Consider the following 26,185-nt stretch of genomic DNA (forward strand, 5'->3'; position numbering starts at 1 on the left):
CCCTCGCAAGAGGGCTGATTTTCTATTATGACGAAACGCAGAGTAGTAGTAACTGGCTTGGGCGTGGTGTCTCCAGTAGGGATTGGTACCCAAACCGCTTGGGACAATCTGGTTGCTGGTCAATCAGGCATTACCCGCATCACCAAATTTGATCCCACACCATTCGCTTCGCAAATTGCGGGCGAGGTCAAAGGCTTTAACGCTGAAGACTTTATTCCAGCCAAAGATGCCCGCCGTATGGATACGTTTATCCAGTATGGCCTCGCAGCTGGTCTGGAAGCTTTCCGCGACTCTGGCCTGGAAGTGACGGATGCCAATGCCGAGCGCATCGGCGTAACCATCGGTTCTGGCATTGGTGGTTTGGGTCTGATCGAGTCCACAAACGACAGTTATGATGAAGGTGGCCCACGCAAGATCTCGCCATTCTTTATTCCTGGCACCATTATCAATATGATTTCAGGCAACCTGTCGATCATGCTGGGCTTAAAAGGCCCGAATATCGCCGTGGTGACGGCCTGTACCACAGGCACACACAGCATTGGCGAAGCCGCACGTATGATTGAGTACGGTGATGCTGATGTCATGGTCGCTGGTGGCGCTGAAGCTGCGATCACCGAGCTGAGTGTGGGTGGCTTTGCCTCTGCGAGAGCCTTGTCTAATCGCAATGATGATCCGGCAACGGCCAGCCGTCCCTGGGATAAAGACCGTGATGGCTTTGTCATCGGCGAAGGTGCTGGGGTGATGGTGCTCGAAGAATATGAGCACGCCAAAGCACGTGGTGCGAAAATCTACGCTGAAGTGGCTGGCTATGGTTTAAGTGCCGATGCCTATCACATGACCGCGCCAAATATGGACGGCCCACGTCGCTCTATGGTAAACGCTCTGAAAAATGCAGGCGTCAATCCTGACCAGGTGCAGTTTATGAATGCGCACGGCACTTCAACACCGTTGGGTGATACCAACGAAACTAATGCGATTAAAGCCACGTTTGGCGATCACGCTTATAAACTGGTGGTGAACTCCACCAAGTCTATGACGGGTCACTTGCTGGGCGGCGCCGGTGGTTTGGAGTCTGTCTTTACGGTGTTATCTATCTACAACCAGATTTCACCACCGACGATTAACTTGTTTAATCAGGATCCTGAATGCGATCTGGATTACTGTGCCAATACCGCACGTGATTTGCAGATTGAATATGCCCTGAAAAACAACTTCGGCTTTGGTGGTACTAACGGTAGCCTGTTGTTCAAGCGCGTTTAGTTCATTTGATGCCAAATAAAAAAGCCAGCATATGCTGGCTTTTTTATTGCGTGCTAATCGCTTATTTCAATACAGCCAGCGCAGCAGCGTAGTTAGGCTCATCAGCAATCTCGCCTACCAGTTCGCTATGCAATACTTGGTTGTTTTCATCCAGTACAACCACTGCACGTGCTGTTAAGCCCGCCAGGCTGCTGTCAGTGATAAATACACCGTAGTCGGTAGCAAACTTGGCAGTGTCACGGAAAGTTGACAGGGTCACTACGTTTTCCAGGCCTTCTGCGCCGCAGAAACGGCTTTGTGCAAACGGCAGGTCAGCAGACACACACAATACAACGGTGTTGTTCACGCTGCTGGCTTCTTTGTTGAACGTGCGTACAGAAGTCGCGCAAGTTGGTGTATCAATGCTAGGGAAAATGTTGAGAACTTTGCGCTTGCCTGCATAAGCATCCAGACCAACCAGGTTGCGCTTGGCATCTGCCAGTTGAAAAGCCGGGGCAGCATCGCCTGCAGCCAAAAATTTACCGCCAACGGCGACCGGGTTACCTTTAAGCGTTACGCTTGCCATAATTGTCTCCAAAACATTGATGAATGAGTGTTAAACGAGCACTTTAACGTGTCAGTCGATGTCAATCAACCACATAAAAAGTAAGGGAATCACTTTTGCAGGACAGCCAGGGCGGCAGCGTAGTCAGGCTCGCTGGTTAATTCTTTGACCAGTTCCACATGCAGCACACGGTCTTGTTCGTCGGCAACAATGAGTGCGCGCGCTGGCAAGCCCGCCAGTTTGCTGGTCATCATCAATACGCCATAGTTTTTAAGCATGTCGCGGCCGCGCATGGTTGAGAGATGAATGGTGGTGGACAGGTTTTCTGCGGCGCAGAAACGCGTCATGGTGAAGGGCAGGTCAGGGGAGATATGCAGCATGACCGTGTTCGGTAAGTTTGTCGCCAGACTGTCTAGCGTACGCACACTGTTGGCACTGGTTGAGGTGTCTATGCCAGGAAAAAAATGCAGGATTTTGCGCTGGCCACTAAACGCCTCCAATGACACGTCTTCCAGGTCATGGTTAACCAGTTGAAAGAAGGGTAGTGTTTGCCCCAGGCTCGGTAAATCGTCTTCAACCAGTATCGGGTCGTCCAGTAAAGCAGTGGCATTCGGCATATCTGTTATCTATTCACAAAAACGTCAGACATCATAGAGCATAACGCCGATAGGTTAAGTTTTTTATCATATGTTAACCAGTATGGCTGGCATGGATGAATCCGGGTTTTTAACGCTGTCAACCAGATTATTTGCACGCGTTATAGGTACAAAAAAGCAGGTTGGCGGTTAAAATAAAGCCATGGAAGCGTCTGAAATTCCCATCATTCAACCAGCATTTATTCATCTGCGCTGTCACAGTGAGTACTCCATTGTGGACGGCACAGTGCGCATTGACGACTATGTCAAAGCCGCCAAAAACGATGCAATGCCTGCCATTGCGCTCACCGACCTTGCCAATCTGTTTGGGGCAGTCAAATTCTATAAGGCTGCCCGTGGTAAGGGCCTGAAACCGCTGCTGGGTTGCGATGTCTGGATCGAAAATACGGTGCAGCGTGATCAACCGCACCGCTTGCTGTTGCTGGTGCAGAACCAGCAAGGCTATCGTCATTTGTGTGAGTTGTTATCCAGTGCTTATCTAGAAAACCAGTACCGCGAACGGGCAGAAATAAAAGCTGAGTGGCTGCTGGAAAAGAATGCCGGACTGTTAGTACTTTCAGGTTTTGCAGCAGGCGATGTTGGCCAGGCTTTGCAGGCTGGCAATCATGCGCTCGCCTTGCAATATGCACAGCAATGGGCGCAGGTATTTGCTGGCCGCTATTATCTCGAAGTGCAACGTGTGCATGAGGCTGGCACGCCTGAAGCTTATGCGCAGGAACAGCTGATACAGCAAACCGTATTAGTCGCGCAGCAGCTTGATTTACCCGTGGTCGCTACGCATCCAGTGCAGTTCCAGACGCCAGACGACTTTATGGCACATGAAGCCCGCACCTGTATTGCAGAAGGCTATGTGCTGGCGGATAACCGCCGTCCCCGCAAGTTTGTTGCCACACAATATGTGAAAACCCAGGCGGAGATGCAGGCCCTATTTGCCGATATGCCGCTGGCCTTGCAGAACTCGGTAGAGATTGCCAAACGCTGCAACTTGACGCTGACCTTAGGCAAAAACTACCTGCCGGACTTCCCGACACCGAACGGCGAAAGCCTGGACCAATACCTTATTGACCAGTCCAAACTTGGCTTGGAACACCGCCTGGCCTATTTATATCCAGACGAGCAACAGCGCGAAGCCAAACGCCAGGAATATGAAGAGCGCTTGCAGTTCGAGTGCAATATCATCGTGCAGATGGGGTTCCCGGGTTACTTCCTGATCGTGGCGGACTTTATTAACTGGGCCAAAAATAACGGTGTGCCAGTGGGGCCGGGGCGGGGCTCTGGTGCGGGTTCGCTGGTCGCTTACAGCTTGGGCATTACCGACCTGGATCCGCTTAAATACAACCTGCTGTTTGAGCGTTTCCTCAACCCTGAGCGGGTTTCCATGCCCGACTTCGATATTGACTTCTGTATGGAAGGGCGAGATCGCGTCATCGATTACGTCAAGCATAAATATGGCTTGGCATCGGTGTCACAGATCGCCACCTTCGGTACCATGGCCGCGAAGGCGGTGATTCGTGACGTGGGCCGCGTGCTCGATTTGCCATTTAACTTTGTTGATGGCATTGCCAAGCTCATCCCCATGGAGTTAGGCATCACCTTGGAAGGCGCGCTGGAAAAAGAGCCGCAACTCCAGGAGCGCCGTGAAAAAGAAGAAGAGGTCGCAGAATTACTTTCTTTAGCGCTGCGCCTGGAAGGCTTGGTGCGTAACATCGGCATGCACGCTGGTGGCGTGTTGATTGCCCCAGGCAAGATTTCTGACTTTTCGCCGGTATATTGCCAACCTAATGGCGAAAGCCTGGTCAGCCAGTACGATAAAGACGACGTGGAAGCGGTCGGCCTGGTCAAGTTCGACTTCTTGGGCCTGCGGACGCTGACCATCCTCAATATGGCGTTGGAAAATGCCAATGCCCAGCGCGCGCAGGAAGAGTTGCCGCCGCTGAGTTTTGAAACCATTCCGCTGGATGATAAACGCAGTTACCACTTGCTTAAAACCGCTAATACCACGGCGGTGTTCCAGCTAGAATCGCGCGGCATGAAGGACATGCTCAAGCAAGCCAAGCCAGACTTGTTTGAAGATATTATTGCGCTGGTGGCCTTGTATCGTCCGGGCCCAATGGACCTGATTCCTGACTTCTGCCGTCGCAAACACGGTACACAACGGGTGGAGTATCCGCATGCCTCCACTGAGTCTATCCTGAAAGAAACCTACGGCATTGCCGTGTATCAGGAGCAGGTGATGCAGATCGCGCAGGTGGTGGCCGGGTATAGCCTGGGTGGCGCTGACTTGCTGCGGCGTGCCATGGGTAAGAAAAAGCCTGAGGAAATGGTGCAGCAGCGCGAAATTTTCAACGAAGGCGCACAAAAAAATGGCTTAACGTTGCAGCAGTCTAATGACCTGTTTGACTTGCTGGAAAAGTTTGCGGGCTATGGCTTTAACAAGTCGCACGCCGCAGCTTATGCGCTGGTTGCCTATCACACCGCGTATCTCAAGGCACATTACCCGGCGGCGTTCCTTGCCGCAACCATGTCCGCCGACATGAACAACACCGACAACGTGCATACGTTTTTCGATGATTGCGGCGCCAATCATGTTGAGGTGTTGCCGCCGGATATCAACGCCAGTATCTACCAGTTTAAACCGCTAAATGCGCAGCAGGTGTTATATGGGCTGGGGGCGATTAAAGGCACCGGCCTGGCCGCGATTGAGTTGATCATGGCGTCGCGCCAGGCACAAGGGCCGTTTAAGGATATCTTTGATTTTTGCCAGCGTCTGGACCTGCGCAAGGTGAACCGCCGCGTGATTGAGTCTCTGATCCGTGCCGGGGCGTTTGACAAGCTGGAGCAAAACCGCGCCGCCTTGCTGGCCGGGCTGGATATGGCGATTAGTGTCGCCGAGCAGAGTGCCGCGCATGCAGGGCAGGATTGCCTGTTTGGCGGCGTGGTTGAAACCACCCATGCCTTGCCTGGCATTGCGCCGTGGAGCCCGGAGCAAGCATTGGTCGAGGAGAAAGTGGCACTTGGTTTTTACCTGAGTGGCCACCCGTATTTAAGCTACAAGCCACAGTTGGGACCGTTTATTAAAGGTAATCTCAGCGAGCTCGCTCCGCAAGAGCAGCCTAAATTGCTGGCCGGCGTGGTGATGGGCGTGCGCGTGCGTATGACCCAGCGTGGCAAGATGGCGATTGTGACACTGGATGACGCCGTTGGCCGCGTGGATGTTGTGGTCGGCGCTGAGTTGCTGACGCAGCATGCGCAGTGGATTAAAGACGACCAATTGCTGGTCGTGGAAGGCCGTATCAGCAATGACGAGTTCTCTGGCGGCATTCGTGTCAGTGCCAGAAAGCTCTATGACCTGGCGGCGGTGCGCAACCGCTTTGCGCAAATGCTCACGTTGAGCTGCAATGGCAGTTCTGATGTGCAACGGTTGATGAATGTGCTGACACCTTACCGTTATGCGGGCGAAGAGCAAAAGCGTTGCCCGATCAAGGTCGACTACCATAACCAGTCGGCGCAAGTGAGCCTGATGTTGGGCGATGACTGGCAAGTCGTCCTGCATGACGACCTGTTGCAGAATTTGCAGGGCTGGTTGTCAAAAGAAAACGTCAAAATCCTTTATAATGCCTGAACTTTTTTTCTAAGAATTCACACTGGAATTCATTATGAGTGCAAAACGTCTCACGCCTAGTAAACTGACTTATCTCGATTTTGAGCAGCCGATTGCGGCCCTCGAAAAGCGTATTGAAGCTTTGCAAGTTTCACACGATGAACATGACTCGCTGGATATTTCCAAAGAGCTGGACTTGCTGCAAAAGAAAAATACCAAGCTGTTGCAAGATACTTATCAAAACCTGAGTGCCTGGCAAATTTCCCAGGTAGCCCGCCATCCGCAACGTCCTTACACCATTGATTACATCAATGCCTTGTTTACCGACTTCCAAGAGTTGCACGGTGACCGTGCATTTGCGGATGACCCGGCGATTGTCGGCGGTATCGCGCGTTTCAAAGGCATTCCGGTGATGGTCATGGGCCATCAAAAAGGCCGTGATATCAAAGAGCGCCAGTACCGTAACTTTGGCATGCCGCGCCCGGAGGGTTATCGTAAAGCCTTGCGCTTATTCCGCCTGGCTGAAAAATTCCACCTGCCACTCATTACCTTTATCGATACCCCAGGGGCTTATCCTGGGATTGGAGCAGAAGAGCGTGGCCAATCAGAAGCGATTGCGCGTAACCTGTATGTGATGGCCGAACTGAAAACCCCAATTATTGGTGTAGTGATCGGTGAGGGTGGTTCAGGCGGCGCGCTGGCATTGGGCGTGGTAGACCATTTGAACATGCTGCAATATTCGACTTACTCCGTCATTTCGCCTGAAGGTTGTGCTTCTATTTTGTGGAAGAGTGCAAGCCGGGCGCCCGATGCAGCTGAAACACTGGGTATCACCGCAGACCGCCTGAAAACCCTGGGTTTGGTTGATAACATTATTAGCGAGCCATTGGGTGGCGCACACCGTAACTACGAAGAGGTGATGGAGCGTATTGGCCAAGCCATCGCCCAGCAACTTAAAACTTTGCAAGCCAAAAAAATGCCGCAACTGCTGGAGTCACGCTACCAGCGCTTGATGAGTTACGGTAAGTTCAAAGCCAGCGGTGAAAAATAGCATGTCCCTTCTGCCTCAGTTGGAAAATGTCATTAAGACCTTTCTGGCTGGGGCCGAGAATGCCACGCCGCATTCCCAGCCACCGCATCTGCTGCTTGCGCTCAGCGGTGGTGTGGATTCTATTGTGCTGCTGCACACCTTGTCGCAGCTATCCTCCTCGCTATCTTTTAGCTTATCCGCCATGCACGTGCACCATGGCCTGAGTCCGCATGCGGATGCCTGGTTGCAGATGTGTGAACAGCTTTGTGGTGAGCACAACATCCCTTTTTATAGTGAAAAAGTGCATGTCGATTTGCAAAGCGGCCTGGGCGTTGAAGCTACCGCACGCGATGCGCGTTACCAGGCATTAGAACGAGTGCGCCAGCAATTGGCCGCGGATGCCATTGTCACGGCACATCACATGCAGGATCAGGCCGAAACATTATTGCTGCAGCTAGTGCGTGGTGCAGGGGTAAAAGGCCTGAGCGCCATGAGCCATTGGGATGCGGAACGTTACCTGCTTAGGCCGTTATTGGCGGTGCCTAAGGCTGAGTTGCTGCAATATGCCACTACCCAGCAATTAAAATGGGTAGAGGACGAGAGTAATACTGACATCAGTTATGACCGCAACTTCATGCGCCAAAAAGCCATGCCTGTGTTGCGCGAGCGTTATCCGCAACTGGACAGTGCCTTGCTACGAAGTGCCAGCCATCTTGCTGATGCCCAGCTTTTGCTGGACACACTAGCGCAGCAGGACTTGCTGCAATGCGATGTGCGGGAGGAGTGGTTAGGGCAGTCAATTGATATCCCGCATCTGCACTCGCTGGGCGACGTGCGTGCAAAAAACCTGTTACGCTTCTGGTTCCAGCAGCGCCAATTACGCATGCCGAATACCGAGCAATTACAGGATTACTGGAAACAACTGTCCTCGGTGAAGCCACACCGCTATCTGCATTTACCATTGCAAGGGCAGGCGGCAGACCGCCGCGCTTATCTGCATCATTATCAGCAGCGTCTGTACTGCGTTGCTAAACCAGCCGCATTGCCGCAAACGCCATTGGTCTGGCAAGGCCATCAAACGCAGACCTGGGGCGACTGGCAAGTGCAGTTCAAAGTCAGTAAAGGACGTGGTATCGCCCTGGCCAGGCTAGGTATTTCGCCTGCTGCCATTACTCTGAATAAGCGCTATGGCCAGCCGATTCCGTTGCCTGAAGGCTTGTCATTGTTGATTACGCCGAGGACGGGCGGTGAGGTATTGCAGCCTGATGCCAAGCGCCCCAGACGCGAATTAAAAGTCATTTTCCAAATGCTGGGGATTCCACCCTGGCAGCGTGCTTTTTATCCAGTGGTTCAAGTCGCCACAACTCAACCTACCGCCTCACAAACGCTGGTAGCTTTAGCTGCGCTTGCAGTCGATGAAGCTTGGCGTCCAGGCCGTAATGCTTACGGCCTTGAAGTTTTCCTCACCCCCCTTCGTTAATTGACATATTGGTTGTAAATAACCACCAAAAACCATAAAATTGGTTGTATATAGCCAATTTTATGGTTGATATCCACCAAGATAATTCTATTTAATTGATTTCAATGATCTTTTTATTGCAGACATAAACGGAACAGTTTTTGCTGTTAAAGGAGTGCTTTTTAATAAAATATTTTTACAAAAGTATTCTCGGGAAATAAAAGGATCATACGTTATGAATAAAAATACCATCAAGCCATTGCTGCTTGCCATTGTGTCTGCTTATGCAGCGCAGGCAATGACTGTGCAGGCTGAGGACGTTAAATTGGAAAAGGTTGAGGTTGTGGGCACCACACCGCTGCCAGGTGTCGGTCTGCCACTGGAAAAAGTGCCTGCCAACGTGCAGTCCGCCAAGGGCAAGCAGATTGTGAATCAGCATAGCAATACCATCGCTGATTTTATGAATAACAACCTGGTGGGGGTGAGTGTCAATGAAACCCAGAACAACCCGTTTCAGCCAGATGTCTTGTTCCGTGGCTTTACTGCATCGCCATTGCTCGGGACTCCACAAGGCCTGTCTGTGTTTGTGGATGGTGTTCGTGTGAATGAGCCTTTCGGCGATGTGGTCAACTGGGATTTAATTCCGGTGAATGCGATTGCTAACATGAACTTGATTCCTGGCTCTAACCCTGTTTTTGGCTTAAACACGCTGGGGGGCGCTTTGTCTGTCACGACAAAAAATGGCCGTACCCACAAAGGTGGCGCGATTGAAACGAGCTTTGGTTCATGGGGTCGTAAAAACACTTCTGCTGAATTTGGCGGTGTATCAGAAGATAACTCAGTCGATTACTTTATTTCTGGCAACTACTTTGACGAAGATGGCTGGCGTGATTATTCGCCAAGCACGGTCAAGCAACTGTTTGGCAAAGTGGGCTGGCAAAATGAAACGACACGCCTGGAGTTAAGCTATACCGGTGCCGACAACAATATGATTGGTAACGGCTTGGTGCAAAAAGAGCTGATCCAGGATTTTGGCCGCAGCAGCATCAATACGCGCCCTGACCAAACCAAAAACAGCATGAACTTTCTGAATTTGAATGGTAGCCACTGGTTTAACGACGATGTGCAGTTAACCGGTAATGTGTATTTCCGCCAATCTAACCGCAAAACCTTGAACGGTGATGTGAATGATGATTTCAACGGCTCGGGTGCGCTGGATTTAGACGCGAATGGTGAAATTGATAGTACTGAGTTGGCCGCTGCGCTTGCAGCTTGCCAGGCTGGCACTAACTCTGAGGAGACTTGTTCAGGGGCATTGAACCGCAGCAATACGCGTCAAAGAGGACATGGCTTTAATACCCAGTTGACCTTTAACCAGCCACTGTTTGAGAAGAAAAACCAGTTCATTGTGGGCGCTGGCTATGACTTTTCCAAAATCAAGTTTTCGCAATCTACTGAATTTGGCCTCATTAATGCCTCGCGTGGTGTGGATGCATTGGGGGAGCTGAGCGATGAAGCTGCTGTGAAACTGAATGGCAGAACCACTAGCTGGGGTGCATTTGTGACGGATACTTTGTCATTGACTGACCAATGGCATTTAACCATGTCTGGCCGCTACAACCATATCAAGGTTGAAAACCGTGACCGCCTGATTCCGGACGTTACTGATCCTGAGTCATTGTCTGGTAACCATAGCTTTAACCGCCTCAATCCTTCCGTTGGCCTGAACTTTACGCCTACACAAGCATTGACCATGTACGGTAGCTATAACGAAGGCATGCGTGCACCAACCTCTATGGAGTTAGGTTGTGCAAACCCGGCTGTGCCTTGCAAACTGCCAAATGCGATGGCAGGGGATCCGCCGTTGAAAAAAGTGGTGGCGAAAACCTTTGAAGTGGGTGCCCGAGGCCAGTTAACCGATAACATTCGTTGGTCTACAGCGGTATATCGCACTGAAAACCATGACGATATTCAGTTCATTGCCACCAACGCGACCAATGGCATGGGCTATTTTGACAATGTTGGTAAAACCCGTCGCGTAGGTCTGGATGCTGGTTTGAATGGGGTGACTGGCGATTTGTCATGGAACGTGGGCTATAGCTTTGTGCGTGCGACTTACCAAACACCTTTTGAAATCACCAATCAGGTGAACTCGTCTTCTGACGGCACGGCTATTCAGGTTAGCAAAGGCGATCGCTTGCCTAACCTGCCTGAGCATGCCCTGAAACTGCGTTTCCAATACCAAGTGACGTCGCAATGGTCTGTGGGTAGCAATATCAACACCTATTCAGACGTATATGTGCGTGGTAACGAGAACAACAGGCATCGTGCCAATGATGGTGATGATGAGCACGTACAGGATTCTGGCAAAGTGGGTGGTTTCACCATCGTTAATATCGATACCCGTTACCGTTTCGGCAGCAGTGGTTGGCAGTTCTTTGCTAAAGCTATCAATATTTTTGACAAAGAATATGCAACAGGTGGCTTGCTGGGCGAAAACTGGATTGAAGGCGGTCAGTTCTCTGGTAATGAAGAACCTTCCAAATTGCTGATGATAGGCGCGCCTCGCGCGGGCTGGTTGGGCTTCCGTTACGAGTTCGGTGCCAAACCATCATTAGCCAGTTACGACCGTGACTAAATAGCAATCATTAAGGACGACGCGTGCTTTCACAAATTTCATCATCCACGGATAAATCGGTTTTTTTACCCTTTAAGAAAAAAATCTTGTTGGTAGAAGACGAAGTGCTGTTTGCCAAGGCGGTGGTTAAACGCCTTCAGAAAGCCGGGTTTGAGTGTGAGCACGCAGAATCTTTGCATGACGCCAGGTTGCTGGTGAAACAGTTTGAACCGGATATGGCGCTGCTGGATATGCGCCTGCCGGATGGAAACGGCCTGGACTTATTGTCCGACTTTGTGGCCAAGAATATCAATACCATCGTTATGACCGCATTTGGCGATGTAACGGATGCCGTCAATGCCATCAAACTGGGTGCCATTGATTATTTGAAAAAACCCATTGATCTTGAAGAATTACTGCTCATTATTCAAAAGAATGAGAAAACCACTGATCTGCAAACCAGCCTGGACTACTCGAGGCAGCGCGATACTATTGCCAATGAATCTGTGCAGTTGATCGGTGAAAGTGCCGCTATGCAAAGCGTGCGGCAGCAAATTACCCGTATTGCTCAGTTGAGCTCGCTCAGCGATGCTGTGCAACCTACGGTGCTGATCACTGGTGAAACAGGGACTGGTAAAGATGTCGTCGCGCGCTATTTGCACGCCAGTTGCGCGAATCATGACAAGCCTTTTGTGCATGTGGATTGTGCCTCGTTGCCGGCAGAGCTCATTGAAAGTGAGTTGTTTGGCCATGAAAAGGGCGCATTTACCAATGCAGTGGCTTCCCGTCCGGGCCTGATTGAGTCTGCCGAAGATGGCACATTGTTTTTAGATGAAATCGGCGAGTTACCGTTGGGGTTGCAGGCGAAATTGCTGAATGTGCTGGAGCGCAGAATGGTGCGCCGCCTTGGCTCCACCAAAGAGCGCCCGGTGCAGGCACGTATTATTGCGGCGACTAACCGTGATTTGTACCAGATGTCTAGTGAAGGGCGCTTCCGCTCAGACCTGTATTACCGTTTAAACGTCATCACTATGCAGATGCCGCCGCTGCGTGACCGTGGCCAGGATGTGCTGTTATTGGCCAATTACTTCAGGCAGATGACGGAAAAGCGTTATGCGTTGCCAAACCATGAATTTAGCGTGGCGGCACTGATGGCCATACAAGGCTACCACTGGCCTGGCAATGTGCGTGAAATGCGTCACCAAATCAGCCGGGCAGTGTTGATGTGCACGCAGGCCATGATTTCAGAACACGATCTGGGCTTGCCACAGCTGGCTGCAGTCAACGCCAATACATCTATGCAAGGTGAAGCGCAGGTCACATTAGATGGCGCTGAAAAAGCGATGTTGCTGAATGCTTTGGAGCAGTCCCGCAATAATGTTTCCAAAGCGGCACGCCTGCTGGGGATTACCCGCATGACCATGCGCTACCGCATGGACAAACACGGTATTTCCGTCTGATGGCTGGTGAACAAAGAAGGCACAAAACCATTTTCAGTTCAATCACTTAGCTGGTCTATGTGGTCTGCATGAGGACTATTGACAAGCATGCGTATTAGGCATAAGGTCATCAGACATTCTTATAACGATGATGAGGAGCGGAGTATGTCAGTCAGTCGATTGTGTAGTGCCATGTTACTCGCATTAACAGTCAGCCATCAGGCCTTTGCGGCAAGCTATAACGTCAGTGCTTACGACAATAGTATTGCGCAGGGAGTGGGGGCAGGTCTGGATACCATTACGCTGAACGCAGGCGATGTGTTCAATATTTCTGTCAGTGTTGATGATTTATGGAGTGCTGGGGCATTGCCTCGGTTCTCTACTGCAAATGGCTTGAATGGCGATTTGTATGCCACGGCGACGGATGACTCTGGTCAATCTGTAGGTACTTTGATCGGGATTAACTACGGACCGGTGACCATGGATGGTTTTACAGCCAACTTCGGCCAGTTGGTAGGCCGCATCGGTAATACGTATATCGCATTAGGTACCAGTTATAGTGGTGTTGCGGCTGAAAGTGGCGTGTTGAAGCTGTATTACTGGGATTCGAATTTTGGCGATAACGCTGGCCAGATTGCAGTCAATGTGACGACTGTACCCGAGCCTGAAAATGCCGCCATGATGTTTGCCGGTTTGGCGGCCATCGGCCTGTTAGCAAGACGCAAGTCACGTTAACAGCGCTTGATCATTCAAAACCTCGCTCTGGCGAGGTTTTTTGTTATTGGCCGGGCTTTTGCAAGTGAGGTGTTTGCTGACATAAATCAACGACGATCAGGTGTCAGTCTAAGGCTGCATGGTATCATTGCATTTTTACAGTGGAGCTGAAAATGATTGGTACCCCGTTGAGCGCAAATGCGACCAAAGTCATGCTATTAGGCAGTGGTGAGCTTGGTAAAGAGGTGATTATTGCCTTGCAGCGTTTGGGGGTAGAAGTCATTGCGGTCGATCGCTACGAACATGCGCCTGGCCATCAGGTGGCGCATCATGCTTACGCGATTGATATGACAGATGCCACGGCGTTGAAAGCCCTGGTTAATCAGGTCAAGCCACATTACATCGTGCCAGAAATCGAGGCCTTGAATACCGAGGCGCTGGCTGAGATTGAGGCCACTGGTGTGACTGTCGTGCCTACCGTGCGCGCAGTGCAGCTGACGATGAACCGTGAAGGTATCCGTCGCCTGGCTGCCGAAGAATTAAGTTTGCCAACATCCCCTTATGCGTTTGCCCGCTCTGAGGCAGAGCTGCAAGCAGCGATTGATGGTGGCATTGGCTATCCTTGCTTTATCAAACCTACCATGTCTTCGTCAGGCAAAGGCCAATCACGTATTACGCAAGCATCTGAAGTCAAAACGGCCTGGGAGTACGCTGCCAGCGGCGGCCGCGTTAATCAGGGCGTGGTGATTGTCGAAGGCCAAATTGATTTTGATTATGAAATTACCCTGCTGACCGTGCGTGCCAAGAATGTATCCGGCCAGATTGAAACACACTTCTGTGCGCCGATTGGCCATGTGCAGAAGCAGGGCGATTATGTAGAAAGCTGGCAACCACAGGCCATGCTTCCGCAAGCGTTGAAAAATGCACAAGACATTGCCAAAAAGGTGACAGATGCTTTGGGCGGCCAGGGCCTGTTTGGGGTTGAGTTGTTTGTGAAAGGCGAGCAAGTCTGGTTCTCCGAAGTCAGCCCACGTCCACACGACACCGGCATGGTCACCATGTGTACACAGCGCCTAAACGAATTTGAATTGCATGCACGCGCCATTCTGGGGTTGCCGGTGGATGTGGCGCAGCGTGAAGCTGGCGCCAGTGCCGTGATTTATGGTGGAGCAGACGCGCCTGTGCTTGAGTATCACGGACTGGAAGCCGCCATGTCTGTGCCTAATAGCGAGATCCGCTTGTTTGGCAAGCCAGAGTCGTTTGTGCGCCGCCGGATGGGTGTTGCATTGGCGACGGCAGAGAATACCGAAGCCGCGCGTGAACTTGCCAAGCAGGCGGCAGCGCTGGTGACGCCAAAAGCGGCAGGTTAAGCAGTATGGCAGTGGAGATTCAAGAGCCTAACGCGGCCAAGCAGTCGCTATTTGAATGGCTGGGTGGTGCAGAAAAGGGCGCAGAGACCATACGCAACCTGGTCGAAACCTTTTACGACACCATGGATAGCGATCCAAAAGCGGCGGCTTTGCGTGCCATTCATCAGCCGGATTTAACCGAAGCCCGGGAAAAACTGTTTATGTTTTTAATGGGCTGGACCGGTGGGCCACAGTTGTATATTGAGCGCTACGGCCATCCGCGTTTGCGGGCACGGCATATGCCATTCCCGATTGACGAGTCGGCGCGTGACCAATGGATGTATTGCATGATTAAAGCCATGCATACGTTACAGTTTGAAGAGTCGCTGATGAAGCATATTGCCAACCAGCTTTATGGTGTGGCGGACTTTATGCGTAACCGCGAAGGCTAATAGCCTCAGGTTATGATAAAAAAAGCCCCGTAAAAACGGGGCTTTTTTATGGCTGCTGCCTTGTCTTAAAGCGTGTTGATGGTTTCTACGACCTCAGCTTGGGCAAGTTCATTGCCCTGGGCTTTCTGGCGTGGCTTACCTGCGCTACGCTTGGCCTGGTTGCGCGTTTGCGGCGTGGCTTTAAAACCAAAGCCACCTAACAAGGCTGCAACCACTTTACGCTTGGCGCTAGATGGCTTGGCTGGCACTTGTTTGGGGGCTGCGGCGGCTGCCGAAGGCTGGTAAGGTTGCTGGAACCAGCCATCTTCTGCGCTTGCGGCTTTTGACGGGCGAGGTCTGCTACTACTTGTGTTGATCGTGGCTTTTTCTTTTGGAATCTGCTTTTTAATCAACTTCTCGATGTCGTCGAAGTATTTGGTTTCATCTTCGTCGATGAGTGAGATCGCAATGCCTTTGGCGCCTGCGCGGCCGGTACGGCCAATTCGGTGCACATAGTCTTCCGGTGCCGTTGAGATTTCATAGTTAATCACCAGGGGCAAGTCGCTGATATCCAGCCCGCGTGCCGCTACATCTGTGGCAACCAGGGCGTGAATGGAGCCTGCTTTAAACGCATCCAGTGCTTCAATACGTTCTTTCTGTGATTTGTCACCATGAATGGCGCTACATGGAATCTGGTCACGTTCCAGCGCACGCGCCAGTTTGCTGGCAGAGAGCTTGGTTTTGGTGAACACAATGACTTGCTGGTTGGCGTATTGCTTGAGTAACTGCACCAGGAAGCGCTGTTTCTGGTCGCTATTCACCAGGTAGGCTTTTTGCTCGACATTGTCATTGGTGGCATTGCTGCGCGCCACTTCGATCAAGGTCGGGTTGTTCAAAAAGGCATCGGCCAGTTTTTTGATTTCATCCGAAAACGTCGCTGAAAACATCAGGTTCTGACGCTGTTTAGGCAACAGAGCCAGAATGCGTTTCAGGTCTGGCATAAAGCCCATGTCCAGCATACGATCGGCCTCGTCCAGCACCAGAAACTGCACCTGGCTCAGAGACAGGGTTTTCTGCTCGACATGATCCAGCAAACGGCCGGGCGTAGCGACCAAAATTTCCACGCCCGCTTTTAGGTGCGGCGTTTGGGTTTTGATGTCCACACCACCATACACTACCAGGCTACGTAAAGCGGTGTGCTTGGCGTAGGTTTTGATGTTGTCATAGACCTGTATCGCCAGTTCACGCGTAGGCGCCAATACCAAGGCCCGGATAGGGTGCTTGGCGGGTGAGGTGCTGGTGCTTGAGAGTGGCAACAAGGTGTGCAAAATAGGCAAGGAAAACGCTGCCGTTTTGCCCGTGCCAGTTTGCGCACCTGCCATCAGGTCCATGCGCTGCAGCGCAAGCGGGATGGCTTGTGCTTGAATGGGCGTTGGCGTGGTGTAGCCAGACTCGTCAATCGCCTTTAACAGCGGCTCGGCCAAGCCGAGCGCACGAAAATCTACTGTGGTTTGCTCAGACATAGGCGAGTCTTAGGCAAATGAACGTGGGCGTTTGGCACCACCATTGTCGCCAAATGACTTGCCTGCCGGACGTGGTTTGTTGTTGCCACGGTTGCCGTTAGGGTTGCCAAAGCGCTCCTGGTTGTTGCCTGCAGGACGTGGGCGGCGTTGACCAAACTCGTCAGCCAATGCACGTGCAAACTGGAAGTCGGTATCTTTGTTGTAGTGCTTGCTGTTACCGTTAACTTCTTTGTCCTGTTTTTGCTCAGTCTGGCGTGGCGCACGTGGTTTGTTCCCAAATGCTTCACGTTGACCGGCATCACGGCTGCCTTCACGGGCAGCGCGCTCACCAAATGACTTGTTCTGGCCTGGGCGATCGTCACGACGGAAACCGCCTTTGCCTTGTGGCTTGCCATTGCGTCGGCCGCCACGTTTGCCATCAGCGCCATCATCCATGCGGGCAGCTCGTTTCGGTTCAAAGCCTGCAATCACTTCCGCTTGCAGTTTTTGGCCTGTGTATTGCTCAATTTTGCGCAACAAATGACGGTCCGCGTTTGAGGCGAAAGAAATCGCGACGCCGGTGTTGTTGGCGCGACCAGTACGGCCAATACGGTGTACGTAATCTTCGGCAAACTTTGGCAGGTCGTAGTTAATCACGTGTGAAATGCCTTGCACGTCGATACCGCGTGCAGCCACATCGGTGGCAACCAACACTTTAACGTCGCCATGGCGCAGTTTGGTCAAGGTGCGGTTACGTGCGCCTTGTGTCATGTCGCCGTGCAGCGCTGCGGTGCTATGGCCAGCGGCGTACAAGTCTTCTGCCAGCAAGTCAGCATGACGCTTGGTGCTGGTGAAAATAATGGTTTGGTTGACGTCTGGGGCAATCAGCAAGTGCTCCAGCAATTTGTTTTTGTGGTTCATGTCGTCCACAAAGTGCAGGCGCTGCTCAATGTTGGCGTGACGCTCTTTCTGGCCAGCAACTTGAATCGTCACTGGATTGCGCAAGAAACGTTTGCCAATATCCATAATGCCGTCCAGCGTTGCTGAGAACAGCAGCGTTTGGCGCTCGGCAGGCAGGGCTTCACAAATACGCTCAACATCTGGCATAAAGCCCATGTCCAGCATACGGTCGGCTTCGTCCAGTACCAGCATTTGCAAACGGCTCAAATCAATACGACCACGCTCAAGGTGATCTATAAAGCGGCCTGGGGTTGCCACCAGGATATCCAGTGGCTGTGACAGCAATTTGTTTTGCAATGGGTAAGGCATGCCACCGACGATGCTGATGCAGCGGGCGCGCAAGAATTTACCGTATTTACGCGCAGCGTCATTTACTTGGGCTGCCAGTTCGCGCGTTGGTGTCAGCACCAGGATACGTGGGCCGCGGCTGCGAACCGGATGTTGTGTCGCCAGCAGGTTTAAGGCTGGCAGGGTAAAGGCAGCGGTTTTACCAGTGCCGGTTTGGGCAGAGGCCATGATGTCACGGCCTTGCAAAGCTTCAGGAATAGATTGTGCCTGAATAGGTGTTGGGTTTTCATAGCCTGCGTCGGTCAATGCGCGCAAAATGGAGGGGTCGAGATTTAAATCTGCAAAAGACAAGGAATGTCCCTTTCATCAACAATTAAAAAGGGCGCTAGTAAAGCAATAAAGCAAAGCCAATTAAGCAGCACGACACTAAGAGTAATGTGGTGCAATATTAACTAAGCCAAAGCAACATTTGGGAATGGATGCTTTTACCGGCGCTTGGGCATGGCCACTAACCGATAAAAGAAGATGTGTCATCAAGACTTCATCTAAAGATGATAACCTCAAAATTTCGCGAGTTATCGACAGGTCAGGGCAATGAATTTAAAACAAATGTGGCGGGTCTAGTACCAGCCGTGTTTTAAAGTTGCTCGCAGTATAGCTACTTTATTTTAAAAGTCAAATATTTAAGTTGATTTGTGATAAAATCGCGCCCTTTCCAAACAGATGGCAGTTCACATGGCACGCAACCTTAGAAATATCGCAATTATCGCGCACGTTGACCACGGTAAAACAACCATGGTCGATAAACTACTTCAACAATCAGGTACCTTTGCCTCACACCAAGCGGTCACTGAGCGCGTGATGGATAGCAACGATCTGGAAAAAGAGCGTGGCATTACTATTCTGGCTAAAAATACGGCTTTAACCTATGAAGGCACGCACATTAATATTGTCGACACACCGGGCCATGCGGACTTTGGTGGTGAGGTTGAGCGTGTATTAGGCATGGTGGATGGCGTATTGTTATTGGTTGATGCCGTAGATGGCCCGATGCCACAAACACGCTTCGTGACTAAAAAAGCATTGGCCCTCGGTTTGAAGCCTATCGTGGTGATTAACAAAGTGGACCGCCCAAGTGCACGTCCTGATTGGGTAATTAATCATACGTTTGATTTGTTTGCCAACCTGGGCGCGACTGATGAGCAATTAGACTTCCCCGTGGTCTACGCCTCAGCGTTGAATGGCTTTGCTACCTTGGATATGAGCAAACCTTCAGACAATATGCGTGCCTTGTTTGACACGATTCTAAGCCATGTTGAGCCACCTAAAGGCGACAGCGAAGCGCCTTTGCAATTGCAAATTTCTGCTCTGGATTACTCTACCTACACAGGCCGCCTGGGCGTTGGCCGTGTGACCAATGGTCGTATCAAGCCAGGCCAGGTTGTGGCAGTGATGCGTGAAGACGAACAAGTCGCGCAAGGCCGTATCAACCAGGTATTAGGTTTTAAAGGTTTGGAGCGCGTACCGGTTGAAGAAGCTGAAGCCGGTGACATTGTGATTATTTCCGGTATTGAAGAAATTGGTATCGGTTTCACCATCTGTGACCGCGACAAGCCAGTGGGTTTGCCGCATTTGGGCGTGGATGAGCCAACACTGACCATGGACTTTATGGTCAACACCTCACCATTAGCCGGTACAGAAGGTAAGTTTATTACTTCACGTCAAATCCGTGACCGTTTAACCAAAGAGTTGCTGGTGAACGTGGCCTTGCGTGTTGAAGATACCGAAGACACCGATGTATTCCGCGTGTCTGGCCGTGGCGAGTTGCACTTGACGATTCTGCTGGAAAACATGCGTCGTGAAGGCTTTGAAATTGCTGTGGGTAAACCACGCGTCGTATTCAGAGAAATCAATGGTGAAAAATGTGAACCATACGAAATCCTGACCGTGGATCTGGAAGACGAGAACCAGGGTGCGGTGATGGAGGAGTTGGGACGCCGCCGTGGTGAGATGTCCAATATGGAATCTGATGGTAATGGCCGCACGCGCCTGGAGTATCGTATTCCAGCCCGTGGACTGATTGGCTTCCAGGGGGAGTTCTTAACATTGACCCGCGGTACTGGCTTGATGGCGCATATTTTTGATGAATACGCGCCTGTTAAAGCCGATATGCCTGGTCGTCGTAATGGCGTGCTGATCTCAGCCGAGCAGGGCGAAGCCGTGGCTTATGCCTTGTGGAAGCTGCAGGATCGCGGCAAGATGTTCTCCAGCCCAGGTGACAGATTGTACGAAGGCATGATTATCGGTATTCACAGCCGCGACAACGATCTGGTTGTGAACCCGATTAAAGGTAAGCAATTAACTAACGTGCGTGCTTCAGGCACCGATGAAGCGGTTCGTTTGATTCCGCCAGTCTCACTAAGCCTGGAAAGTGCCGTTGAGTTTATTGACGACGACGAGTTGGTCGAAATCACACCAAAAACAATTCGTCTGCGTAAACGCTACTTGTTGGAGCACGAGCGTAAACGTGCTGGTAAATAGTCTTTAAGTTGTTGTATTAAAAAGCCAGCTGAATGCTGGCTTTTTTGTTGCCCGTCTCTTGCTTGTGATGGGTTAATTTTTATTATCGCAACAGTCCTAAATAATGTTAACTTTTGATATAATTGAAAACATAAAATAACTAAAGTTAATTTTAAGTGGCCAATGGACGCATCTAAGTTAACGCCGTGAAAGATGTATGTTTAATTTCAATTGAGGAGAAAAGTAATGGCAATGCATGAATTGAATGCTGTAGAAGTTGACGTGGTATCTGGTGGTTTGGGCGCTGGTATTGGCTACTATGGCACGCCAGAAGAAACGATTGCTGCGGGCAATGTGTTAATTGCTGCGGTTGGTGGCATTGTGGGTGTGACAGCCGTTTTGGGTTCAGTGTTAAATGGCCCATCAGGCCCGGCAGTGGTCTCTGCTTTATCTGGCGTACTGTCTGGCGGCGTTTTGGGCTTGTTGTTCGGCCGCAGCCAATAATTAAAGCGGAAATCTCCCCTAATAACAGCCTCGTCAGGGGCTGTTTTTTTATGTCTGTCACCTGCGTGGTCTGTTTCTGATTCCGGGCCATGACTCATTTGCTTGCGGCCTTGGTGTTTGCAAAATAACTGCGATACACTTGGCAATAAAATAATCAGTAGGCCTGTGCATCATGGAATCGCTAGAACAGTATCGCGTCAACCCGAAGAAGTTTGCTTTAAAGCAATTTAAGCCTGAGGATAAGTCTGCCCGCACTGGCGATAAAGAAAGTGATGCCAGCTTGCTTGCTGAGCTGGCGCATCAAATCAATGTCCGGCAAGATATCCTGCATGCGGAGGGCAAGCATAAGGTATTGCTGATTTTGCAAGGCATGGATACCAGTGGTAAGGACGGTACCATCAAGCATGTGTTCAGCGCCTGCGACCCTTTAGGCATTCGCCTGGCCAGTTTTAAGGCGCCGAGTGCTGACGAACTGGCGCATGATTATTTGTGGCGTGTGCACGCCCAGGTGCCATCCAAAGGCGAGTTGGCGATTTTTAATCGCAGTCACTATGAGGATGTATTGATTGTGAAGGTGCATGACTGGATAGACGACGCAGAGTGCAAGCGTCGTTACCAGCAAATCAATGACTTCGAGCGCATGCTCAGTGAAACTGGCACCACCATCATTAAATGCTTTTTGCATATCTCTAGGGCGGAGCAAAAGGAGCGTTTACAAGAACGCCTGGATGATCCGACCAAACATTGGAAATTTAATCCCAAGGATCTGGATGAGCGCGCCTTATGGGATCGCTACATGGATGCCTATGAAGTGGCACTGAAAGAGACATCCACGCAACACGCCCCGTGGTATGTGATTCCGGCCGATTCCAAAACCAATCGAAATCTACTGGTTTCCCAACTATTGTTGGAAGCCTTGAACCAGTTGCCGTTGGCGTATCCCGCCAAGCCCAAAGCATGGGATAAGCTCACTATTGAGGATTAAAGTTGTAATTTAATGATTTTACGCTGTGTCAATACGGACGGATTACAGTTTAATAACGCTGAATTCAATCATGGTTAAAAAATGAGCCTACGCTTTCGACTCAACTTGTTGGTCACCATGCTGTCGCTGATCTTTTTGATCGCAGCCGGTATTGTGTTGGTGAGAGATACCAAAGACAGCATTCGTGAGCGTGTGGAGGCGGCGACACGCGTCACGGTGCAATTGCTGGATACAGTGATTGTCAGCTCGGCCATGAACCCCAGTCTGGGCCCTACACATTATGTGCTGCAAGATTTTTTGCGCTCGCTGGGCTATGTGCGCAGCAGCCGCATCGAGTTGTACGACTACTCCAATGATCCCTTGTACCTGTCACCGACGTCCACATTCAAGTCCGAGATCAATCCGCCACAATGGTTTGTCAAACTGGTGGCGCCGCAAGTGGAAACAGTGACGCGGCGGGTGCGTTATGGCACGCTGATTATCAGCTCCAGCGCAGAAGGTTCTATCCGCGAGGCGTGGTCAGGGTTTCTGCAATTGATGACCATGGGCATCGGCTTTTTTGTGCTGCTTAATTTGTTGGTCTATGGTTTGCTGAGCCACGCTTTGCGTCCGGTCAGGCATATCCTGCATGCGATCAACCGCATTGAGCAAGGGGATTTAACCACGCGCCTGGAACGCTTTTCGCTGCCTGAGTTTGATAAGATTGGCAAGAGCTTGAACCAGATGGCCCTGTCGCTGGATGCCGAACGGCAACTGGAGCAAAACCGCCAGCTGACACAACTGATCCAGCAGCATATCGAAGATGAACGTCGCAGTCTGGCGCGCGAACTGCATGATGAGTTAGGGCAATACGTCACAGCAATCAAGACGTTTGCCGTGGCGATTGTCAATAAAACCAAAGAAAGTACGCCGGATATCGCGGCCAATGCGCAAACCATTGTCGCTGCCGCCAATCATATTTACGACGGCATGCATAACATCATCCGCCAGTTGCGTCCGGCCGCCATGGATAATATGGGTCTGGTGGAAACGCTGAGCGACATGGTTTCTGGCTACCAGGCGCAGCATCCTGAGTTGCAAATCCAGCTGCATCTGGCGGGGCAGTTCCAGCCGATGGGCGAAAATGTGAACATCAATATTTACCGTATTGTGCAGGAAGCGGTGAATAACGCGATTAAACACGCGCATGCGCAATGCATCAATGTCCATCTGCTTACGGATGCAGAAGGATTGCGCCTGATGATTTGTGATGATGGCGTCGGCATGCGGCTGGACACCGTAGATCAGAGCCGTCACTTCGGCCTGCTGGGCATGCGCGAGCGTGTGCAGGCCTTGCATGGGCAATTTAAAGTGGTGTCGCAGCCTGAAGCAGGCCGTGGAACCACCTTGGATATTCGGTTGCCTATACAGGCAGCCTAAAAAGAGGGAGAAACAAGCGTGATAAGTGTGATGCTGGTAGATGACCATGCAGTGGTCAGGATGGGCTTTAAAATGCTGCTCGAGTCAGACCAGGAAATCAAGGTGATTGCTGAAGCTGAGAGTGGTGAGGCGGCCATCAAGGCCTATGTCGAGCATCACCCGCAAGTGGTGGTGATGGACATTACCATGCCGGGCATCGGTGGCATGGAAGCCATAGAGCGGATTCTGGCCAAAGACAACCATGCGCGTATCCTGGTGCTGTCCGCGCATGAAGATTCCGTGCATCCCAAACGCGTGCTCAATGCAGGCGCCATGGGTTATGTGACCAAGCGTAGCGCGGCAGAAGAGCTGATTAAAGCGATTCGCAGTGTGGCGCAGGGTAAAAAATACATAGAAGCCAGCGTGGCGCAACAAATGGCGATTCAGCAGTTGTCCGGCGAACAAAACCCGGTGGATGTGCTCAGTGAACGCGAGTTTGAAGTGTTTATGTCGCTGGCACGCGGTAAATCGACCAACGAGATTGCGGAAACCTTGTTTTTGAGCCCGCGCACGGTGGGCACGCATTTATACAATATCAAGCAAAAGCTTAATGCACAAAACTCGGCAGAAATTGCCCTGATTGCCATGCGCTGTGGTTTGCTTGAACCCTAAGTAGCTGCGATTCAGAAAAAAGCCATTCTTGCAAAGAATGGCTTTTTTATTGCAATCAGGCATTTATCTAGAACTTCTGGAGCTGAGAATGCCAAAGGCCACGATGAGTAGCATGCCGATGATTTCATGCGTACTTAAGGTTTCGCCCCACACCAGCACGCCAATGAGCGTGGCGAAGACGACAGTGCTGTAAGCCAGGCTGGCGACCGTCAGAGTGTTGCCTGTGCGGTAGGCGCGCGTTAACGCTAGCTGGCTTAAGGTGGCTGATACGCCTAGTCCGCATAGTAGTGGTAGGTCTTGCCATTGCAATGTTGTTACATGGTCGATCAACATCCAGCCACCACTGGCGATGGTGCATACCAGGGTGAAATAAAACACAGTACGCCAGTCTGGCTCACCTGCGATGCCTAACTGTTTGACGTGTACATAGGCAAAGGCCGCGCCTATGCCCGACAACAAGCCAATGCCGCCAGCCAGTAGTTGGTTACTATGGAAGGCGGGTTGCAATAGCAGGCAGACGCCGACAAAGCCGCCAACCACACATAGGTTGAGTGTTTGCCGTTGCTGGCGGCTGAGCGGGTGTTCTCCACGCAACAGCCAGGGCGAAAGCAGGGCTAAAAACATGGGTGAGGTGTAATTGAGGGTAATGGCGGTGGCCAGCGGCAAATGGGCAATGGCATAGAAAAAGAGCAGCAGGGCGGTGAAACCGACGCCAGCGCGGCGCATTTGCATGGCGAATAATGGGGTTTTTAAGGGTTTGCCTTGCCAGCAGACCAGGGCGGCAATCATCAGAAAGCCAAAGGCTGAGCGGTAAAATACCAGTTCGCTGGTCGTGAAACGCGCTGCACCTGCTTTCACAAATGCGCCCATAATGGCAAAGCCCAGACCAGCCAGCAGCATCCAGTAGCTACCCAGCTGCCAGTGTTTGGGATGCCGTAAAACGGCGTGGCGGTATTTACGCAAAAGGAGTCGGCCTAGCGCTGCAGGTGGTCAGGCAGATGTGGCTCCATCTGTTGACGGTACCAGCGGTGAAAATGCTCCAGGCCGGTTTCCATCGGATGCTGGTAGGGGCCGCGCTCATCTTTACCCAGCATAAACAAGCCTTTGCGGCCATCGTGCATGCGCTGGCAAATCTCTTTGTCTTCAACGGCAGTTTCAAAGTAGGCTGCCTGTTGCGCTTGAATGTAGGCCTGCTCAAACAAGGCGATATCTTCCGGGTAGTAAAACTCGACCACATTTTGGCAAGACTCAACGCCGGTTGGAATAATGTGTGAAACCACCAGCACGTTGGGATACCATTCGATCATCAAAAACGGATACAGCACAAACCAGATGGCGCCATACTTGGGTGCCGTGCCTTGCTGGTAATCGGTGACGGCCTGCTGCCATTGCTTGTAGACGGGGGACAGGCTGTAATCAGGCAGCGGTTTGTAGCCGACGGTTTGCACACTGTAATGCTCGCCAAACTCCCAATTTAATTCGCCGCAGTCGACAAACTGGTTGAGACCAGGGTGGAACGGGCCCACGTGGTAGTCTTCCAGATAGACTTCGATAAATGTTTTCCAGTTGAAATCGTAATGATCAACAATCGCTGACTCAAAGTGGTAACCGGTAAAGTCGAAGTCCTGCTTGCAGCCCAGCTGTTTGAGCACCTGGGCGATCTCCAGACCTTTTTGTTTGGCTGTGCTGTCATTTGCTTTAAACAGCAAGCCTTGCCAGGTGTTTAAGGGTTGTTTTTCGAGGTGCAGGCACGGGTTTTGTTCAAAATGCGGCGCGCCGAGTAGCTGGCCATTGAGGTCGTAGGTCCAGCGGTGTAGCGGGCAGACGATATGCTGCGTATTGCCCTGGCCATTGAGCATCACCGCTTGGCGGTGACGGCAGATATTGCTGATCAGTTGCGGCTGGCCATGCTGGTTCACTAACGCTGTGGCGTTGTGCATCCAGTCCAGGGCGCGGTAATCCCCCGCATCAGGAATCATGCGTTCATGTCCCAAGTACTGGGGCAGCAGGGAGAACAAATGCGCCTGCTCCAGCGCATACATGTCCGGATGCATATACCAGTCAACAGGGAGTTGTGCGAAGCGAGTCTGGTTTTGTTCTTTATTTAAAGAGGTGACAGAACCCATATGCCTAACTGATCAATCACTTGCAAAAAAGGTGAATTGTGCCCGAAAAGGGGGGTATTGGAAAGCCGAAACAGGCAAAAGTGGCTGGCTTTGTAGCAGCAATTGTTTGATTTTAATCAATAAAACAGCA

Annotated in this window: 20 protein-coding genes; 14 read left to right on the plus strand and 6 right to left on the minus strand. The window is 51.3% G+C overall.

Features of this window, described 5'->3' with window-relative positions:
• Positions 1-27: 27 nt before the first annotated feature.
• Positions 28-1,260: a beta-ketoacyl-ACP synthase II gene (gene fabF / locus INP78_RS09045; RefSeq protein WP_194741886.1), complete on the plus strand. Its 1,233-nt coding sequence runs from the start codon at positions 28-30 to the stop codon at positions 1,258-1,260.
• Positions 1,261-1,321: 61 nt separating this feature from the next.
• On the opposite strand, the gene tpx (INP78_RS09050) is transcribed toward fabF, so the two are convergent.
• Entirely contained in the window at positions 1,322-1,825 is a 504-nt protein-coding gene (tpx, locus tag INP78_RS09050) for a thiol peroxidase (RefSeq protein WP_019882198.1), read from the minus strand.
• Between the two features lie 89 nt (positions 1,826-1,914).
• On the minus strand, positions 1,915-2,421 hold the full coding sequence (tpx, locus tag INP78_RS09055; protein ID WP_194741887.1) for a thiol peroxidase: 507 nt from the start codon (positions 2,419-2,421) through the stop codon (positions 1,915-1,917).
• Between the two features lie 181 nt (positions 2,422-2,602).
• On the opposite strand from tpx (INP78_RS09055), the gene dnaE reads away from it, so the two are divergent.
• The 8 genes from dnaE (at position 2,603) to INP78_RS09095 (ending at position 15,121) form a co-directional block, all read left to right on the plus strand.
• Entirely contained in the window at positions 2,603-6,082 is a 3,480-nt protein-coding gene (dnaE, locus tag INP78_RS09060) for a DNA polymerase III subunit alpha (RefSeq protein WP_194741888.1), read from the plus strand.
• A 34-nt stretch (positions 6,083-6,116) separates the two neighbouring features.
• Positions 6,117-7,112, plus strand: coding sequence for an acetyl-CoA carboxylase carboxyltransferase subunit alpha (locus INP78_RS09065; RefSeq protein ID WP_194741889.1), 996 nt, complete (start codon positions 6,117-6,119; stop codon positions 7,110-7,112).
• A 1-nt stretch (position 7,113) separates the two neighbouring features.
• Positions 7,114-8,571, plus strand: a complete 1,458-nt coding sequence (tilS, locus tag INP78_RS09070) for a tRNA lysidine(34) synthetase TilS (RefSeq protein ID WP_194741890.1) — start codon at positions 7,114-7,116, stop codon at positions 8,569-8,571.
• 214 nt (positions 8,572-8,785) lie between these two features.
• Positions 8,786-11,188, plus strand: coding sequence for a TonB-dependent receptor (locus tag INP78_RS09075; RefSeq protein ID WP_194741891.1), 2,403 nt, complete (start codon positions 8,786-8,788; stop codon positions 11,186-11,188).
• Positions 11,189-11,211: 23 nt separating this feature from the next.
• On the plus strand, positions 11,212-12,627 hold the full coding sequence (locus tag INP78_RS09080) for a sigma-54 dependent transcriptional regulator (RefSeq protein ID WP_194741892.1): 1,416 nt from the start codon (positions 11,212-11,214) through the stop codon (positions 12,625-12,627).
• Between the two features lie 144 nt (positions 12,628-12,771).
• Positions 12,772-13,341 (plus strand): PEP-CTERM sorting domain-containing protein, encoded by a 570-nt coding sequence (locus INP78_RS09085; RefSeq protein WP_228522772.1) that lies wholly within the window; start codon positions 12,772-12,774, stop codon positions 13,339-13,341.
• Positions 13,342-13,493: 152 nt separating this feature from the next.
• A complete protein-coding gene (purT, locus tag INP78_RS09090) occupies positions 13,494-14,690 on the plus strand; it encodes a formate-dependent phosphoribosylglycinamide formyltransferase (RefSeq protein WP_194741893.1) in 1,197 nt (398 codons plus the stop codon).
• Between the two features lie 5 nt (positions 14,691-14,695).
• Complete coding sequence (locus INP78_RS09095; RefSeq protein ID WP_194741894.1) at positions 14,696-15,121, plus strand: group II truncated hemoglobin; 426 nt, start codon at positions 14,696-14,698, stop codon at positions 15,119-15,121.
• A 65-nt stretch (positions 15,122-15,186) separates the two neighbouring features.
• Here the strand turns inward: INP78_RS09095 and INP78_RS09100 are convergent, their stop codons facing one another.
• Together INP78_RS09100 and INP78_RS09105 are read right to left on the minus strand one after the other, a co-directional pair.
• Positions 15,187-16,623 (minus strand): DEAD/DEAH box helicase, encoded by a 1,437-nt coding sequence (locus INP78_RS09100; RefSeq protein ID WP_194741895.1) that lies wholly within the window; start codon positions 16,621-16,623, stop codon positions 15,187-15,189.
• Positions 16,624-16,632: 9 nt separating this feature from the next.
• Positions 16,633-18,201: a DEAD/DEAH box helicase gene (locus tag INP78_RS09105; RefSeq protein WP_194741896.1), complete on the minus strand. Its 1,569-nt coding sequence runs from the start codon at positions 18,199-18,201 to the stop codon at positions 16,633-16,635.
• 384 nt (positions 18,202-18,585) lie between these two features.
• Between INP78_RS09105 and typA the strand changes: the two genes are divergently transcribed.
• The 5 genes from typA (at position 18,586) to INP78_RS09130 (ending at position 23,929) form a co-directional block, all read left to right on the plus strand.
• Positions 18,586-20,391, plus strand: coding sequence for a translational GTPase TypA (typA, locus tag INP78_RS09110; protein ID WP_194741897.1), 1,806 nt, complete (start codon positions 18,586-18,588; stop codon positions 20,389-20,391).
• A gap of 225 nt (positions 20,392-20,616) precedes the next feature.
• A complete protein-coding gene (locus INP78_RS09115) occupies positions 20,617-20,874 on the plus strand; it encodes a hypothetical protein (RefSeq protein WP_194741898.1) in 258 nt (85 codons plus the stop codon).
• Between the two features lie 172 nt (positions 20,875-21,046).
• The gene (locus INP78_RS09120) at positions 21,047-21,859 is read left to right on the plus strand and encodes a polyphosphate kinase 2 family protein (RefSeq protein ID WP_194741899.1); all 813 of its coding nucleotides are present in this window, start codon (positions 21,047-21,049) and stop codon (positions 21,857-21,859) included.
• A gap of 81 nt (positions 21,860-21,940) precedes the next feature.
• Positions 21,941-23,278: an ATP-binding protein gene (locus INP78_RS09125; RefSeq protein WP_228522773.1), complete on the plus strand. Its 1,338-nt coding sequence runs from the start codon at positions 21,941-21,943 to the stop codon at positions 23,276-23,278.
• A 30-nt stretch (positions 23,279-23,308) separates the two neighbouring features.
• Positions 23,309-23,929 carry a response regulator transcription factor gene (locus tag INP78_RS09130; RefSeq protein WP_024930047.1) on the plus strand — a complete coding sequence of 207 codons (621 nt, stop codon included), beginning with the start codon at positions 23,309-23,311 and terminating at the stop codon, positions 23,927-23,929.
• A 63-nt stretch (positions 23,930-23,992) separates the two neighbouring features.
• Here INP78_RS09130 and INP78_RS09135 read toward each other — a convergent pair whose 3' ends face one another.
• Together INP78_RS09135 and INP78_RS09140 are read right to left on the minus strand one after the other, a co-directional pair.
• Positions 23,993-24,892, minus strand: coding sequence for a DMT family transporter (locus INP78_RS09135; protein ID WP_228522774.1), 900 nt, complete (start codon positions 24,890-24,892; stop codon positions 23,993-23,995).
• A gap of 11 nt (positions 24,893-24,903) precedes the next feature.
• Positions 24,904-26,055: an aromatic ring-hydroxylating dioxygenase subunit alpha gene (locus tag INP78_RS09140; RefSeq protein ID WP_194741900.1), complete on the minus strand. Its 1,152-nt coding sequence runs from the start codon at positions 26,053-26,055 to the stop codon at positions 24,904-24,906.
• Positions 26,056-26,185: the final 130 nt, after the last annotated feature.

This window comes from Methylophilus sp. 14 (genome assembly GCF_015354345.1).
Classification (GTDB): Bacteria; Pseudomonadota; Gammaproteobacteria; order Burkholderiales; family Methylophilaceae; genus Methylophilus.

Excerpts from the sequence above, each read along its gene's own strand:
- fabF (WP_194741886.1), top strand. The coding sequence starts at position 28 with ATGACGAAACGCAGAGTAGTAGTAACTGGCTTGGGCGTGGTGTCTCCA.
- tpx (WP_019882198.1), bottom strand. The coding sequence starts at position 1,825 with ATGGCAAGCGTAACGCTTAAAGGTAACCCGGTCGCCGTTGGCGGTAAA.
- tpx (WP_194741887.1), bottom strand. The coding sequence starts at position 2,421 with ATGCCGAATGCCACTGCTTTACTGGACGACCCGATACTGGTTGAAGAC.
- dnaE (WP_194741888.1), top strand. The coding sequence starts at position 2,603 with ATGGAAGCGTCTGAAATTCCCATCATTCAACCAGCATTTATTCATCTG.
- INP78_RS09065 (WP_194741889.1), top strand. The coding sequence starts at position 6,117 with ATGAGTGCAAAACGTCTCACGCCTAGTAAACTGACTTATCTCGATTTT.
- tilS (WP_194741890.1), top strand. The coding sequence starts at position 7,114 with ATGTCCCTTCTGCCTCAGTTGGAAAATGTCATTAAGACCTTTCTGGCT.
- INP78_RS09075 (WP_194741891.1), top strand. The coding sequence starts at position 8,786 with ATGAATAAAAATACCATCAAGCCATTGCTGCTTGCCATTGTGTCTGCT.
- INP78_RS09085 (WP_228522772.1), top strand. The coding sequence starts at position 12,772 with ATGTCAGTCAGTCGATTGTGTAGTGCCATGTTACTCGCATTAACAGTC.
- purT (WP_194741893.1), top strand. The coding sequence starts at position 13,494 with ATGATTGGTACCCCGTTGAGCGCAAATGCGACCAAAGTCATGCTATTA.
- INP78_RS09095 (WP_194741894.1), top strand. The coding sequence starts at position 14,696 with ATGGCAGTGGAGATTCAAGAGCCTAACGCGGCCAAGCAGTCGCTATTT.
- INP78_RS09100 (WP_194741895.1), bottom strand. The coding sequence starts at position 16,623 with ATGTCTGAGCAAACCACAGTAGATTTTCGTGCGCTCGGCTTGGCCGAG.
- typA (WP_194741897.1), top strand. The coding sequence starts at position 18,586 with ATGGCACGCAACCTTAGAAATATCGCAATTATCGCGCACGTTGACCAC.
- INP78_RS09115 (WP_194741898.1), top strand. The coding sequence starts at position 20,617 with ATGGCAATGCATGAATTGAATGCTGTAGAAGTTGACGTGGTATCTGGT.
- INP78_RS09120 (WP_194741899.1), top strand. The coding sequence starts at position 21,047 with ATGGAATCGCTAGAACAGTATCGCGTCAACCCGAAGAAGTTTGCTTTA.
- INP78_RS09125 (WP_228522773.1), top strand. The coding sequence starts at position 21,941 with ATGAGCCTACGCTTTCGACTCAACTTGTTGGTCACCATGCTGTCGCTG.
- INP78_RS09130 (WP_024930047.1), top strand. The coding sequence starts at position 23,309 with ATGCTGGTAGATGACCATGCAGTGGTCAGGATGGGCTTTAAAATGCTG.
- INP78_RS09140 (WP_194741900.1), bottom strand. The coding sequence starts at position 26,055 with ATGGGTTCTGTCACCTCTTTAAATAAAGAACAAAACCAGACTCGCTTC.